The organism is Roseibaca calidilacus, assembly GCF_001517585.1.
Classification (GTDB): domain Bacteria; phylum Pseudomonadota; class Alphaproteobacteria; order Rhodobacterales; family Rhodobacteraceae; genus Roseinatronobacter; species Roseinatronobacter calidilacus.
Genome location: NZ_FBYC01000001.1, coordinates 210,602 through 224,447, shown reverse-complemented (window position 1 = coordinate 224,447; position 13,846 = coordinate 210,602). Strand labels below are relative to the sequence as shown.

General features: G+C 60.9%; 15 protein-coding genes. 4 read left to right on the top strand and 11 right to left on the bottom strand.

Translation table 11 applies throughout. From position 1 onward, the window contains the following. Positions 1-30 precede the first annotated feature (30 nt). Together AWT76_RS00885 and AWT76_RS00880 are read left to right on the top strand one after the other, a co-directional pair. Positions 31-1,401, top strand: a complete 1,371-nt coding sequence (locus AWT76_RS00885) for a glutamate--cysteine ligase (RefSeq protein WP_072244295.1) — start codon at positions 31-33, stop codon at positions 1,399-1,401. Further along, on the top strand, positions 1,401-2,294 hold the full coding sequence (locus AWT76_RS00880; RefSeq protein ID WP_072244674.1) for a lysophospholipid acyltransferase family protein: 894 nt from the start codon (positions 1,401-1,403) through the stop codon (positions 2,292-2,294). The genes AWT76_RS00885 and AWT76_RS00880 overlap by 1 nt, the downstream gene beginning before the upstream one ends. Here the strand turns inward: AWT76_RS00880 and ccoS are convergent, their stop codons facing one another. The 5 genes from ccoS to AWT76_RS00855 all read right to left on the bottom strand — a co-directional run bounded on the left by ccoS (position 2,295) and on the right by AWT76_RS00855 (position 7,689). After that, positions 2,295-2,468: a cbb3-type cytochrome oxidase assembly protein CcoS gene (gene ccoS / locus AWT76_RS00875; protein WP_072244294.1), complete on the bottom strand. Its 174-nt coding sequence runs from the start codon at positions 2,466-2,468 to the stop codon at positions 2,295-2,297. It abuts the gene before it with no gap. A gap of 8 nt (positions 2,469-2,476) precedes the next feature. Next, entirely contained in the window at positions 2,477-4,651 is a 2,175-nt protein-coding gene (locus AWT76_RS00870; RefSeq protein WP_072244293.1) for a heavy metal translocating P-type ATPase, read from the bottom strand. 3 nt (positions 4,652-4,654) lie between these two features. Continuing rightward, positions 4,655-5,131 carry a FixH family protein gene (locus tag AWT76_RS00865; RefSeq protein WP_072244292.1) on the bottom strand — a complete coding sequence of 159 codons (477 nt, stop codon included), beginning with the start codon at positions 5,129-5,131 and terminating at the stop codon, positions 4,655-4,657. Beyond that, positions 5,128-6,558, bottom strand: a complete 1,431-nt coding sequence (gene ccoG / locus AWT76_RS00860; RefSeq protein ID WP_072244291.1) for a cytochrome c oxidase accessory protein CcoG — start codon at positions 6,556-6,558, stop codon at positions 5,128-5,130. The genes AWT76_RS00865 and ccoG overlap by 4 nt, the downstream gene beginning before the upstream one ends. Positions 6,559-6,798: 240 nt before the next feature. Next, a complete protein-coding gene (locus AWT76_RS00855; RefSeq protein WP_245638739.1) occupies positions 6,799-7,689 on the bottom strand; it encodes a LysR family transcriptional regulator in 891 nt (296 codons plus the stop codon). A gap of 114 nt (positions 7,690-7,803) precedes the next feature. On the opposite strand from AWT76_RS00855, the gene AWT76_RS16805 reads away from it, so the two are divergent. Then, positions 7,804-7,959 carry a hypothetical protein gene (locus tag AWT76_RS16805; protein ID WP_176699300.1) on the top strand — a complete coding sequence of 52 codons (156 nt, stop codon included), beginning with the start codon at positions 7,804-7,806 and terminating at the stop codon, positions 7,957-7,959. A gap of 63 nt (positions 7,960-8,022) precedes the next feature. Here the strand turns inward: AWT76_RS16805 and ccoP are convergent, their stop codons facing one another. From ccoP to ccoN, 4 genes are read right to left on the bottom strand one after another with little or no spacing between them, the layout of a single operon-like run. Continuing rightward, entirely contained in the window at positions 8,023-8,910 is an 888-nt protein-coding gene (ccoP, locus tag AWT76_RS00850) for a cytochrome-c oxidase, cbb3-type subunit III (protein WP_072244290.1), read from the bottom strand. Then, positions 8,910-9,128 (bottom strand): cbb3-type cytochrome c oxidase subunit 3, encoded by a 219-nt coding sequence (locus tag AWT76_RS00845; RefSeq protein WP_072244289.1) that lies wholly within the window; start codon positions 9,126-9,128, stop codon positions 8,910-8,912. The genes ccoP and AWT76_RS00845 overlap by 1 nt, the downstream gene beginning before the upstream one ends. 17 nt (positions 9,129-9,145) lie before the next feature. Further along, a complete protein-coding gene (gene ccoO / locus AWT76_RS00840) occupies positions 9,146-9,874 on the bottom strand; it encodes a cytochrome-c oxidase, cbb3-type subunit II (protein ID WP_072244288.1) in 729 nt (242 codons plus the stop codon). Between the two features lie 15 nt (positions 9,875-9,889). Further along, positions 9,890-11,497, bottom strand: a complete 1,608-nt coding sequence (ccoN, locus tag AWT76_RS00835; protein ID WP_072244287.1) for a cytochrome-c oxidase, cbb3-type subunit I — start codon at positions 11,495-11,497, stop codon at positions 9,890-9,892. Between the two features lie 196 nt (positions 11,498-11,693). Here ccoN and AWT76_RS00830 point away from each other — a divergent pair, with 196 nt between their 5' ends. Beyond that, entirely contained in the window at positions 11,694-12,533 is an 840-nt protein-coding gene (locus tag AWT76_RS00830) for a universal stress protein (protein WP_072244286.1), read from the top strand. A 15-nt stretch (positions 12,534-12,548) separates the two neighbouring features. Here AWT76_RS00830 and AWT76_RS00825 read toward each other — a convergent pair whose 3' ends face one another. Then, positions 12,549-12,986, bottom strand: coding sequence for a hypothetical protein (locus AWT76_RS00825; RefSeq protein WP_072244285.1), 438 nt, complete (start codon positions 12,984-12,986; stop codon positions 12,549-12,551). Between the two features lie 102 nt (positions 12,987-13,088). Further along, positions 13,089-13,841, bottom strand: a complete 753-nt coding sequence (gene fnrL, locus AWT76_RS00820) for a transcriptional regulator FnrL (protein WP_072244284.1) — start codon at positions 13,839-13,841, stop codon at positions 13,089-13,091. Positions 13,842-13,846: the final 5 nt, after the last annotated feature.

The window sequence follows — 13,846 nt, the reverse complement described above, 5'->3', positions numbered from 1 at the left end:
CTGCCCGCAACACGAACAAGGAAATGCCAGATGTCCATTCCCCAAAGCGGCGGCGGCCCGATCGAAAGCAAGGCCCAACTGGCCGAATACCTGGCCGCAGGCTGCAAGCCCAAGAACCAGTGGCGCATCGGCACGGAACATGAGAAATTCGGCTATTGCCGCGACACGCTGAACCCGCTGCCCTATGATGGCCCGCGCTCCATTCGCGCCGTGCTGGAAGGCTTGCGCGACCGCTACGGCTGGGCACCAGTTCTGGAAGCCGGCCATATCATCGGGCTGGAAAAGGATGGCGCGAATGTGTCCTTGGAACCCGGCGGGCAGTTGGAACTGTCAGGCGCGCCCTTGGACAATATTCACCAGACCTGCGACGAGGTGAACCAACATCTGCGCGAAGTGCGCTCTGTGGCCGAAGGTATCGGGGTAGAGTTCATCGGGCTGGGGGCCGCACCGATCTGGTCGCACGACCAGATGCCCGTCATGCCCAAGGGCCGCTACAAGCTGATGACCGATTACATGGACCGCGTGGGCACCATGGGGAAAACCATGATGTATCGCACCTGCACGGTTCAGGTGAATCTCGATTTCGGGTCAGAGGCCGACATGGTGCAAAAGCTGCGCGTCGCGCTGGCGCTGCAACCCGTGGCCACCGCGCTGTTTGCGAATTCGCCCTTTTTGGATGGCAAACCCAACGGCCATAAAAGCTGGCGCGCGCGGGTCTGGCGCGATCTGGACGCGTCGCGCACCGGCATGTTGCCCTTCGTGTTTGAAGACGGTTTTGGGTTCGAGCCTTGGGTGGAATACGCGCTCGATGTGCCGATGTATTTCGTCTACCGCGATGGCAAATATATTGACGCGCTGGGGCAGTCCTTCCGCGATTTCATGCGCGGAGAGTTGCCCGCGCTTCCCGGCGAAATCCCGACGCTGTCGGATTGGGCCGACCATCTGACGACCATTTTCCCCGAAGCACGGCTGAAGAAATTCATCGAGATGCGCGGGGCCGATGGTGGGCCGTGGCGCAGGCTTTGCGCGCTGCCCGCTTTGTGGGTCGGGCTGTGCTACGACCAAGCCGCGCTGGATGCGGCATGGGACATTGCCAAGGGCTGGGACGCGGAAACGCGTGACGGTTTGCGCGTGGCGGCCTCTGTCGACGGGCTGGCAGGCGAAGCGGGCGGCGTGAAGCTGGCCCAGATCGCGCAAGAGGTGGTCGCGATTGCCGAAGCGGGCCTGAAAGCGCGCGCACGCCCCGGTGCGGGCGGTATGTTGCCCGATGAAACCCATTTCCTGAATGCGCTGAAAGAAACGCTGGAAACCGGCCAGACCCCGGCAGACGAATTGCTGGCCCGCTACCATGGCGACTGGCAAGGCGATCTGTCGCGCATTTACGCCGATTACAGTTATTGATGGCTAAACCCCGCCGGATAAGCCTGCGCCACCGCGCCCAAGACATGGTCGCGGGCGCGCTTTTGGAAGGGTTGCGGCCCCTGCCCTATCGCTGGCGCATTCCCTTGCTGGGCTGGCTGGGCGCGCATCTGGTCGGCCCGGTTGCGGGGCTGCGCAAACGCGTGCGGCGCAACCTTGACCTAGTGGCCCCCGACCTGCCCCCGGCAGAACGCGCGCGGCTGGCCCGGCATGTGCCCGGCAACATGGCCCGCACCATGGCCGAAATCTTTTCGGGCCGCGAATTCGTTGCCCATGCGGCCCGGTCGCAGATCGAAGGCACTGGGCTTGACGCCCTGCGCCAAGCCCATGCCACGGGCCAGCCCGTCATTCTTGTGACCGGGCATCTGGGCAACTACGATGCCGCCCGCGCGCTTCTGCTGGCGCAGGGTTTCAAAGTTGCCGGGTTCTACATGCCCATGCGCAACCCGGCCTTCAACACGCGCTATGTCGCCGCGATTTCACGCATCGGCACGCCTGTTTTCGCGCGTGGGCGCGACGGATTGGTCGCAATGCTACGCTTCTTGCGCCAAGGCGGCATGGTCGGGCTGGTCGCCGATCACTACATGCAACACGGAGAGCTTCTGGATTTCATGGGCCAGCCCGCGCGCACAGCGCTTTCTGCCGCCGAAATGGCCCTGAAATACAAGGCACTTCTGGTGCCGGTTTATGGTATCCGCCAACCGGACGGACTGAATTTCAGTGTGCGCATCGAAGCCCCGATCCCGCATAGCGACCCGCTGACGATGACGAAAGCGCTCAACAAGTCGCTGGAAACGCTTGTGCGCCAGCATATGGACCAATGGATGTGGACACATCGGCGCTGGAAGAAAAACCGCCCCGAGGATGTCGCCTGACTACCCGTTCTTGTCCACGGGTTTGGGTTTGTCATCATATTCATCGGTCAAGATGCGCTGGCTGTCGCCGTCCGGGTCATCATACATGCCCTTGCGCAGGGTCCAGATGAAGGCCCCCAGGCCCAGCAGGCCAAGGATCAGCGAGACCGGGATCAGAATGGTCAGAACTTCCATGAATGTCTTTACTTCAGCCGCAGCGCGTTCAACGTGACCGTTATGGACGACACCGACATGATCGCCGCCGCGATCAGCGGTGTCGCAAGGCCGAAAAGCGCAATCGGCACGAATATCGCATTATAAATGCCCGATTGCCAGAAATTCTCGCGGATGCGGCGCTTGGCCTGACCAGCCATACGCAACGCGTCGGCAATCGGGGCAATGTCGCGGCCAAGCAGCACCATGTCGGACGCCGCGCGTGCGGCATCTAGCGCGCTGGCGGGCGAGATGGACACATGCGCGGCGCTCAGCGCTACGGTGTCGTTCAAGCCGTCGCCGACCATCAGCACCCGTGCCCCATCGGCTTGCAACGCTGCGACCTGTGCGGCCTTGTCCTGCGGCAGCGCCTCGGCCTGCCAGCGGTCAATGTCCAGACGTTGCGCCAGTGACTGCACGGCACCCGGCACATCGCCCGAGATCAGCCAGACCTGCTTACCCTGCCGGTGCAGGGCGCGCACCACATCCTCTGCGCCGGGTCGCAATTGGTCGGTGAAGGTGAAAGCATGAGTGGCATCGCCCAGCGACAGGTATGCCGCCGTCGAGTCTAGCGGGTCTGCCCCCACCCAAGCCGGACGGCCCAAGCGAACGCGCGCGCCATGCCATTGGCCCTCCACGCCATAACCCGGCACTTCAGCCAAGTTGGCGATGGGCGCCGGGCGCACGCCCATGTCGCGCAACCCCTTGGCCAGCGACGCGGCCAGCGGATGGCTTGATGCTTCGGCCAAGGCCAGCGCCACGCGGCGTGCATCATCCGGGGCGGACTCTAGGTTTGTCGGCGCGGGTGTGCCCATAGTCAGCGTGCCGGTCTTGTCAAAGACAACCGTGTCCACCTCTGCCAAGCGTTCCAGCGCGGTGCCATCCTTTATCAGCAATCCCTTGCGAAACAGTTTGCCGCTGGCCGCGGTCACAACCGCGGGCACGGCCAAACCCAGCGCACAAGGGCAAGTGATGATAAGCGTTGTCACCGCCACATTGATCGCCACGCGCAGATCGCCGCCGGTCAGATACATCCAGACAAAGAACGCGCCCAGCGACAGAATTGGAATGCTGGGGGCATAGGCCCGCGCCGCGCGTTCTGCCAGCGTGGTATATTTGGTGCGCGCGGATTCGGCATTGGCAACAAGGTCTGCCATGCGATGAAGCGAACTGTCCTTGCCCGCCGCCGTGACGCGCACGGTCAAGGGGCCGGTCAGGTTCACCTCGCCGGCACTGACAAAGCTGCCTTCGCCCGCGAAAACCGGCAGGGTTTCGCCCGTCAGAAGCGCGCGGTCCAGTTCCGACTGGCCAGAGACGACCACGCCATCGACCGGCATCCGCCCGCCGGGGCGCACCAGAACCAGATCGCCCACGGCCAGTTCAGCCACATTGACGGTGCGTTCCACCCCATCCACAACCCGAATGGCGCGCGGCACTTCCAGCGCAGCCAATTCCTGCGCGGCAGAGCGCGCGACAGCACGCGCGCGGAAATCCAGATACCGCCCCGCCAGCAGGAAAAAGATCAGCATCACGACCGAATCGAAATAGGCATGGGCGCCCGATTGCAACGTCTCGAATATCGACAGGCCCAAGGTTAGCAGAATGGCAAAGCTGATTGGCGCGTCCATATCCATCCGGCCTGCGCGCAGGGCCTTCCACGCGTTGCGGAAAAACGGCTGGCCCGCAAAGCCCACGGTCGGAATGGCGATGACGGCCGATATAAGGTGGAACATGTCACGGGTTGGGCCGTCTGCCCCGGACCAGACCGCGACCGACAAAAGCATGATGTTCATCATGGCAAAGCCAGCCACGCCCAGCCGCATCAGCAATTCGCGGCCTTGGCGTTCGGTTTCGGTCATGGACAGGGTGCCTGCGTCCAGCTCATGCGCTTCGTAGCCCAAGGCATCCAGCCGCGCGATCACATCGGCGGGTTCAACGCCCGCCTCGGCATCCACGCTTAGGCGTTTCAGCGTCAGGTTCAACCGCGAGGATTTGACCCCCGGCATTCGTGCCAGATCCCGCTCGATGGTCGAGATACAGGCCGCGCAATGCACTTCAGGCACCGACAGCAAAACGCGCGCTTGGGGCAACTCTGCCCGGGCCAGGTTTTCCGCAGCAGGTCCCGCCGCACAGGCCGGGCAGGCAGAGGCGCGCACCGTGCTCATGCGTTACCCATCCACATGCAGCACGACGCGCTGCTGAAACAATGTGCCATCCGCCGCCGTTGCCCGCAGGCGAATATTCCAGTTGCCCGGCGCAATATCCACGGGCGCGCGGAACGCCCCGTCCAGAAACACGAATTCGGGGCGCTGGTCATCGCGTACATGGGTTGCCGCGCCAAGAAGCGCGTCAAGCGTGGCCACTTGCGCGGGCGATCCATCGGGGCCGGTGATCTTCAAGATCAACTCGTTTCCTGAAACATCCGCCGACACATCCCAACCCAAGGCTTGTTGGGCCGAAAGATCTTCGTTGAAATTTTGGCTGGCGATGTAGGAATTCTGTACCTCCAGCCCCGGAAAGGTGCTGACCGCAGAATAGGCCAAGGTCAAGTTCACGGCAATGATCGTCCCGAATGCTGTTACCATAATGGCCAGCACCTTCGGCCCCGTCATGCGAAAGCCCTTGGCGTCGTTATCCTTGGTCATTGACCTCTCCCGTTAAACACAGTTTCTGAATAAACCCTGTCTTGCGTTCCGGCAATAGTGGCCCAAAGTCGCACCGTGCTGCGCGCCTCAAGCGCCGAGGGCGTGCCATTTGGCGCTTCCAGATAAACACGGACCTGCGCCATCTCATCAGGGGCCAACGTGACGCTGGTTGCGGCCTCCCCTTCCAGCGACAGGCGCAAATCGGGGTTTTCCGTAATCGACAGCACGAATTCGCGTTCTTCATTGGCCATGTTGCGCAAGCGCACATCATAGATGTTCCGCACCGTGCCATCGGACAACACGATATGGGTCGGGTTGCGCACGGGCGACACGCTCATATCCAGATCGGCGCGGATGAACAGGGCCACTATCAGGCCAATGCCCACCGCCGACCAGATCGCCGTGTAGACGATTGTGCGCGCGCGAAAGACATGTTTCCAGACCGATTTGGGCGCTTTGCCCGCGCGCTCGTTTTCATGGTCGGACAGCGCCATGTAACCGATCAACCCGCGCGGTTTGCCGATACGGTCCATCACCTCGTCGCAGGCATCAATGCACAGGCCACAGGTGATACAGGCCATTTGCTGACCATCGCGGATGTCGATGCCCATGGGGCACACGTTGACGCAAGCCATGCAGTCGATGCAATCGCCCAACTGCTCGGCCCCTTCGGCCTTGCGGTGCTTGCCGCGCGGTTCGCCGCGCCAGTCGCGATAGTCGATGGTCAGCGTGTCCTCGTCCATCATCGCGGCCTGAATGCGCGGCCATGGGCAGGCATAGATGCAGATCTGCTCGCGGAAGAACCCGCCAAACAGGAAGGTGGTCATCGTCAGGATCAGGATGGTGATATAGGCGATCATCGGGGCTTCCCCCGTGACAAGATTGACCGCCAGCGTCGGCGCATCGGCAAAGTAGAAGACCCATGCACCGCCGGTCGCCATGCCGATCAGGAACCATAGCGCCCATTTCAGCCCATATTTGCGGATTTTCTCGAAATCCCAGCCCTTGCGGTGCAGGCGCAGGCGCGCGTTGCGGTCGCCTTCAACCCAGCGCTCGACCAGAATGAACAAGTCGGTCCAGACGGTTTGCGGGCAGGCATAGCCGCACCACACCCGGCCAAGGGCAGAGGTGAACAGGAACAGCCCGATCCCCGCCATGATAAGCAGACCCGCCACAAAGTAAAATTCGTGCGGCCAGATTTCGATCATGAAGAAGAAAAACCGCCGGCCTTGCAGGTCCAGCAACACGGCTTGGTCCGGCATTTCCGGGCCACGGTCCCAACGTATCCATGGCAACAGGTAATACAGCCCCAGCATACCCGCCAGAAGCCACCATTTCATGGTGCGGAAATTGCCCTTCACACGGCGCGGAAAAATCGGCTCGCGTTTGGCATAAAGCGACGGGGGGCTTTGATCTGACGAACTCACGCTTGGCTCCTGGCTGTGGCTTGCTGTGCTTTTGTCACGCGCATACACATACGTCCTTGACCTACGTCAAAAGCCGCAGGCAGCATTCAAGTTTTCGAAACTGGGGGTGGGTCAGGCTAGGCATGATAGCGCCGGTCTCCGGTAACACGCGCGAACAGGAAAACAGAGACCGGCGCGGCAAGCCTGTAGCAAGCCTATGATTTCCATACCGCCCCTACATGGCTGTTGCATTGACCCAGATCAAACCCCTAGCGCTGCGGCATTCAGTCCCGGTTCGCGTTTGGCTTCGGCAGTCAACCAACGGCAAAAGGCGCGCAAAGCCGGGCGCTGCACGCCGGGCCGCGTTACAAGGTAATACCCCCGGTCCGTCTGGTCACGCAGAACCACCCGCAGGTTTCCGCTGGCGATATCGGCGGCGACCAGAACTTCGGTTACCACTGCCAGCCCGTAGCCATTGCGGGCCGCATCCAGCACCAGATTTCCGGGCAGGTGGATGACCCCACCGCTCAGCGCCTTGGCAACCCCCTGACGCGACAGGAATAACGACGCCTCGTTCTGCTCCAACTCGCTCAGCCATGGCAGCCCGGCCAAAGCGTCGGGACCGCCATCCAGCGGACCGTTCAGCAAATCGGGCGCGGCCACGACGACAAGCGGCGCGTCCATCAGCTTGCGGGCGTCGAGGCCGGGAAAATCGCCGGTGCCGTGGCGAATCGCAACATCGAAGCCGCCCGGTTCCAGCGGACGCAGCACAGGCGACGGGTCCAGCACAAGATCGACACCCGGATTGGCCATCCGGAAAGAGCCTAGCCGCGGCACCAGCCATGTGCTGGCGAACATCGCGGTTGTGGTCACTTGCAGCGGGCGCGTGCGCTGCGCTTCGGTCAGGGCGCTGACGCTGCGCAAGATTTCGGCAAACCCCAGCCCCAGCCCGTGCGCAAGTTGGCGGCCATCCTCGGTCAGCTCTATCTTGCGGCCAGCGCGGCTGACCAAGGGCAGATCCAGCGCCTTTTCCAAAACTCTGATCTGTTGGCTGATCGCCGCATGGGTCACCCCCAACCGTGCGGCGGCGGCGACCACAGACCCGGATTCGGCGACGGCAGAAAACGCACGCAACGCGGAAAGCGGGGGCATGTCGCGCCAATCCATCATGTAAGCTCAGCTTTCATATTGTATGAATTCCAGAGTCGCATTTCTCGCTTAAACCATACAAATTTAGGCATGCAGCACGCAACCCCGGAGGCTTCTATGTTAGATATTCATGCAAATATGCTGTTCGTCGCCAGCCGGTTGGAAACCGCCACGCGCGTAGCCCCAAGGCCAATGGGCGCGACACCGCCCAACAGCCGGGTCAACCACAAAGCCGATCATGTGCGGCTGATAACACCGGGCAAACCCCGCTGAATGGCGCATGGAAAACCCGGCCTGCAAGGCAGGCCGGGCCAGATGTTGCTACCGAATTGCAGGTTACTCGCCGCCGCCCAATTGGTGGACATAGGCCGCAACAGCGCGGATTTCGGCTTCGCGCAAGCGACCGTCAAAACCCGGCATAACGCCGAAACGTGACGAGTAGATCGATTCGTAGATGGTTTCTTCCGAACCACCATAGAGCCAGATCTGGTCGTTCAGCGCGGGGGCACCCATGAAAGGATCGCCATTGCCTTCGACCCCGTGGCAGGACGAACAGTTGTAATCATAGACTTCCGCCCCGGCGCTTGCCAGTTCGGCGTCATGATCCGAGCCCGACAAAGACAGCACGAAATGCGTGGCTTGCTGGATTTCCTCTTCACTCAGCAATTCGTCACGCCCAAAGGCGGGCATTTCCGAATAGCGCGCATCTGGGTAATCTTCGTTGCGAATACCGTAGGCCACGGTCTGCACGATATCGTCTTTCGTGCCGCCCCAAAGCCAGTCGTCATCCAGCAGGTTCGGGAAGCCGCCGGCCTGAACGCCGGCACCACCGGCACCGTGGCACTGCGAACACTGCGCCGCAAAGACCGATGCGCCAGCGTTCACGGCAAAGCGGTGCAGGTCTTCGTTATCGGCCAGATCGGCAGGTTCAGTTTCCAGAATCTGCGCGAACAGCGCGTCATGGCGCGATTCGAATTGGGCAATCTCATCGGCCACATCCCCGCGCGACGAATACCCCAGCACACCGCTGGTCGCCTTGCTTATGCCTGGCCATGCCGGAAAGGCAACCCAGTAGCCAAAGGACCAGATCACACACAGGATGAAGATCCAGACCCACCAGCGGGGCATCGGGTTGTCAAATTCCTCGATCCCGTCCCAGCTATGGCCGGTGGTATTCGGGTCGCCCTTTTGGTGGTTGGCGCTCTTTTTTGAATTGTCAGCCATCACTCGGCCTCTCTCAAATCGGCGTGACCGGCGTGCCGCTGGCGGTTATCCGGCGCGGCAGGCTTGTCATCGTTGCGGAAAATCATGTTCGCCGTGTCCCGATGGACCTTCTTTCCACCGGGGCGCAGGATGTAGACGAACACCCCGATGAAGAAGCAGAACATGAACAGCAGGTGCCAGCTATCGGCGAAGGCACGCAGCAGGGTATAGGTTTCCATTGCGTTTCCTCCTGTCGTCAGCGTGATGCGTCGGGAACGAAGGTGTCGAAATCGACAAGCGTGCCCAGCATTTGCAAGTAGGCGATCATGGCATCCATTTCGGTGACAGCTTCCTGCCCGTCGAAATTGCGCTGCTGCGCGCCGGGGTAGCGATCGGCAACCGGGTCACCCCATGGATCGACCTGCGCGAAAAAGTCATCGACAGCCGCATCCATCATCTCATCCGTGTAAGGATGGCCCAGCATGCGGTAGACGCCCATGATGTCTTTTACCTTCTCGGCATCCGAACGGTCCAGTTCGCGGTTCATCATGTAGCCGTAGGATGGCATGATCGATTCCGGCACAACGCTTTGCGGTTTAATCATGTGCTGCACATGCCAATCGTCGGAGTAGCGGCCGCCGACGCGCGCCAAGTCCGGCCCGGTCCGCTTGGACCCCCACTGGAACGGGTGGTCATACATCGATTCAGCCGCAAGGCTGTAATGGCCGTAGCGTTCCACCTCGTCGCGCATGGGGCGCACCATCTGGCTGTGGCAGACATAGCACCCCTCGCGCCGGTAGATCTCGCGTCCTGCGATTTCCAGCGGCGAATAGGGGCGCATTCCCTCTACCTTTTCGATGGTGTTGTCGAGGTAGAACAGGGGCACGATCTGCACGATCCCGCCAATGCTGACCACCAGGAAGCTGAGAACCAGCAACAGCGTGGCGTGGCGTTCAATCGCGCCGTGTTTGTCAAGAAGTCCCATTTCCGTGCCCTTTCGTTATTCAGCGGGCACTGCGGAGCCAGCAGTGGCAGGCTTGCGCTCTGCCGTGCTGGTCACAGTTTTCCACAGGTTGTAGCACATGATGATCGCACCGGCGAGGAACAGCGTTCCGCCCAAGCCACGCACCACATACATCGGGAATTTCGCGGCAACCGTGTCTGCGAAAGAGTTCACGAGGAAACCCTGCGCATCGACTTCGCGCCACATCAGGCCTTCCATGATGCCGGTCACCCACATGGACGCCGCATAAAGCACGATGCCGATGGTTGCCAACCAGAAGTGCCAGCTGACCAGACGCAGGCTATACAGCCCTTCGCGCTGCCACAGCTTTGGCACCAGATAGTAAAGTGCGCCGAAAGTAATCATGCCGTTCCAGCCCAGCGCGCCGGAATGCACATGGCCAATGGTCCAGTCGGTGTAATGCGACAGGCTGTTCACGGCCTTGATGGACATCATCGGCCCTTCGAACGTGGCCATACCGTAGAAACCCACGGCCACAACCATCATGCGGATGATCGGGTCGGTGCGCAGCTTGTCCCATGCGCCCGACAGCGTCATCAGACCGTTAATCATGCCGCCCCAGCTTGGCATCCACAGCATGATGGAAAAGGTCATGCCCAGAGTCTGCGCCCAGTCGGGAAGTGCCGTGTAATGCAGGTGGTGCGGACCCGCCCAGATATACAGGAAGATCAGCGCCCAGAAGTGCATGATCGACAGCTTGTAGCTATAAACCGGGCGCTCTGCCTGCTTGGGGATGAAGTAATACATCATGCCCAAGAAGCCTGCCGTCAGGAAGAAGCCCACCGCGTTGTGGCCATACCACCACTGGATCATGGCCGACTGCACCCCCGACCAGACCGGGATAGAGGTCGAGCCAAGGAACGACACAGGGATCTGCACGTTGTTGATAAGGTGCAGCATTGCCACGGTCACGATGAAGGCAAGGTAGAACCAGTTGGCCACATAGATATGCGGCTCGCGCCGCTTGATGAGCGTGCCCATGTAAATGGCCAAGAACGCGACCCAGACGATTGTCAGCCACAGGTCAGCCAACCATTCGGGTTCGGCATATTCATTGCCTTGGGTAGACCCGGTGACATAGCCGGTCGCGGCCAGCAGGATAAACACCTGATACCCCCAGAACACAAACCATGCGAGGCTACCGCCCCACAGCCGCGCTGCCGATGTACGCTGCACGACATAGAACGCCGTTGCGATCAGCGCGTTGCCCCCGAACGCAAAAATCACCGCAGAGGTGTGCAGCGGACGCAGACGGCCAAAATTCAGGAAGCCTTGGGCCCATTCGAAATTCAGATACGGGAACGCAAGCTGGAATGCGATAACCACGCCTACCAAAAAGCCCACCACACCCCAAAAGGCGGTCGCGATCACGCCGTAGCGCACCGGCCCGTCCATATAGGTGTTCGGGTCGACCACCGGTGCGGGTTCGCCCACACGACGGATCAGCCAGAAGAATGCGATGGCTGCCGATACCATAAAGATCAAAGCGTGGATCTGGTATGACAGGTCGCGTGCCAGTCCTGCGGCCACTGCGGCAATAATTACTGCCAGGCCCAGAACGGCGAGCTTTATGTATCCCAACATAATCTGCGTCCCTTTTTTCTGTTCGCGCCCCCGATCTAACGTCAGGAAACACATTTTTGGATGATGCCTTTTGTCACGGGTCACGCATAGCGACCTTGACCTAGGTCAAGAAATTAATCGTGATCATCTGCGACGGATCAAGGTAGACGACGCGTGTTCCTGCGATATTGGCCTCGGAACTAGCAGGAATGGACCTATGGCCTACAAGTCAATCATCAGCTTCGTGACAACAACGACAGGGCTGGACGAATTTCTGGATGCGACGAGCACGATGGCGCAACGCTCGGACGCGCATCTGGAAGTGTGCTGTCTTGCAGTCGATTCGGCACAACCGACCGGGCTATTTGCCGGGGCACCCACCGTGGTCTTTCAGGAAACGCTGGAACAGTTGCAAACCCAAGCCGAAATGTTGCGCGACAAAGTGCGCGAAAAGCTGAACGGGTTGCCCATTCGCTGGAGCACCGAAGATGCCGTCGTGCCAGTGGGCGCGATCGGGTCTTATGTCGGGCTGAAATCGCGGTTCTCGGACCTTGTGTTGCTGCCTTGCCCTTATGGTGCCGGGCGCGGACCACAAGATGAACTGGTCACCGAAGCCGCTTTGTTCGACGGCAGTGCCGCCGTCATCGTCTTGCCGCAAAGCCTGCATCCCCTGCCGGAATTCCGCCGGATCGTGCTGGCATGGAACCAGAGCGAAGAGGCGCTGCATGCCGCGCGCGCAGCCATGCCGCTGATGATTGCCGCGGATTTGGTCAATGTCGTGGTCATAGACCCCCCGGCGCATGGTCAGGAACGCTCGGACCCCGGCGGATTGCTGACCACGATGCTTGCGCGGCAAGGGGTCAAGGCAGAGGTCGCCGTCATTGCCAGCGCAGGCGCGGGCATTGCACATACGCTTCAACGCCACATGCGCGACAAAGCGGGTGATCTGCTGGTTATGGGCGCCTACAGCCATTCTCGGTTGCGTCAGGCAATTCTGGGCGGCACCACGCGCAGCTTGCTGGCCGACACCACAACACCGATCTTCATGATGCACTGACAAGCGCGGCGCGCGTCAGCCGCCCCGCTGCGCCAGTTCCGACAGGACAAGGGTTTTGGCATCGCGCAAGAACGGGGCCAATAGCGGGTCGGCTTGCACCAGATCTGACTGCAAGCGCGCGGCGTATCCGTGCAGCGTGGCCGTATCCGCCAGCCGCAAACCGCGCAGATACCGGCGCGCCTGTGCATTGTCATAGGCCAAAAGCCCCTCTGGCAAGGCATCTTGCAACGGGGCCGAGGCCGCCTGGCCGAACATGCCCAGCGCAAAGGTTGACCCAGCGCGCGTTTGCAAAAGCATGTCCTTTTCATAGGCAAAGCCCAGCACAATCACTGCGCCCAACAGGCCAAAGCCCAGCTTGCTGCGCAGCCCTGACTGGCGGGACTGCGTGCCTACAGCGGGTGGTTTGTTGCCAATACCGACCAGGTCTTCCTGATCCTTGTCCCAATCGAACACGCCGAACCCCTACGCTGCGCTGTCACTCAACGACAGGTTGCCGACTGAATGTGCCGCGAATAGGGCCGCGACACGTCAGGTTTACGGCACCGGCGGTTGCGGTCACATCAGGAAACCACCGTCCGAATCATCGCCGGTTTCTTCCAGCAGGCGGTCGAAATCTGGGATGGTGATGTGGCGCTTGCCCTCGGTCACAATCAGACCTTCCTTGCGCAGGCTCGACATCTGGCGGCTGACAGTTTCCAGCGTCAGGCCCAGATATTCGGACATCGCTTCGCGCGTCAGCGGCAGGTCGAAACTTAGCGCCCCATCAGCGGCGCTAAGTTGCAAGGATGCGTCACGCCGCGCGATGATCGTTAGCAGGCTGGCAATCTTCTCACGCGCAGTCTTGCGGCCCAGAAGCAGCATCCATTCGCGCGCGGCATCCAGTTCGTCCAGCGTCATTTCCAACAAACGCTGGCCGATATGGGGCGTGCGCAACATCATGTCTTCAAACGGTTTCTTGCGGAAACAGCACATGACCGTATCGGTCGCAGCGGTCACGTCATAGGCCGATGTCGCGCGCCCCGGACGGCCAATGAAATCCGATGGCAACAGCAGCCCGACCATCTGGCGGCGACCGTCTTCCATCGTTTGGGACAAGGTCGCAATGCCGGTCACAACAGAGGCGACGAAATCCATGCTGTCACCAGCCCAGACAACGGCCTGACCAGCCTCGAAGCTTCGGTAATACTTGATCTGCTCTAGCTGCTCCAACTCGTCAGATTCACAGCGCGCGCACACGGCGCGGTGCCGTATCGGGCAATCCGCACAATCCTGATTGAAGGTTTTGATTGTCGTCGAGGCGCGTGTCATCAGGA

Coding starts and splice junctions, on each gene's coding strand:
- AWT76_RS00845 (WP_072244289.1), bottom strand. CDS start 9,128: ATGGAAACCTATACCCTGCTGCGTGCCTTCGCCGATAGCTGGCACCTG.
- AWT76_RS00885 (WP_072244295.1), top strand. CDS start 31: ATGTCCATTCCCCAAAGCGGCGGCGGCCCGATCGAAAGCAAGGCCCAA.
- AWT76_RS00855 (WP_245638739.1), bottom strand. CDS start 7,689: ATGCCCCCGCTTTCCGCGTTGCGTGCGTTTTCTGCCGTCGCCGAATCC.
- AWT76_RS00880 (WP_072244674.1), top strand. CDS start 1,401: ATGGCTAAACCCCGCCGGATAAGCCTGCGCCACCGCGCCCAAGACATG.
- ccoP (WP_072244290.1), bottom strand. CDS start 8,910: ATGGCTGACAATTCAAAAAAGAGCGCCAACCACCAAAAGGGCGACCCG.
- ccoN (WP_072244287.1), bottom strand. CDS start 11,497: ATGTTGGGATACATAAAGCTCGCCGTTCTGGGCCTGGCAGTAATTATT.
- fnrL (WP_072244284.1), bottom strand. CDS start 13,841: ATGACACGCGCCTCGACGACAATCAAAACCTTCAATCAGGATTGTGCG.
- AWT76_RS00870 (WP_072244293.1), bottom strand. CDS start 4,651: ATGAGCACGGTGCGCGCCTCTGCCTGCCCGGCCTGTGCGGCGGGACCT.
- ccoO (WP_072244288.1), bottom strand. CDS start 9,874: ATGGGACTTCTTGACAAACACGGCGCGATTGAACGCCACGCCACGCTG.
- AWT76_RS16805 (WP_176699300.1), top strand. CDS start 7,804: ATGTTAGATATTCATGCAAATATGCTGTTCGTCGCCAGCCGGTTGGAA.
- AWT76_RS00830 (WP_072244286.1), top strand. CDS start 11,694: ATGGCCTACAAGTCAATCATCAGCTTCGTGACAACAACGACAGGGCTG.
- AWT76_RS00865 (WP_072244292.1), bottom strand. CDS start 5,131: ATGACCAAGGATAACGACGCCAAGGGCTTTCGCATGACGGGGCCGAAG.
- ccoS (WP_072244294.1), bottom strand. CDS start 2,468: ATGGAAGTTCTGACCATTCTGATCCCGGTCTCGCTGATCCTTGGCCTG.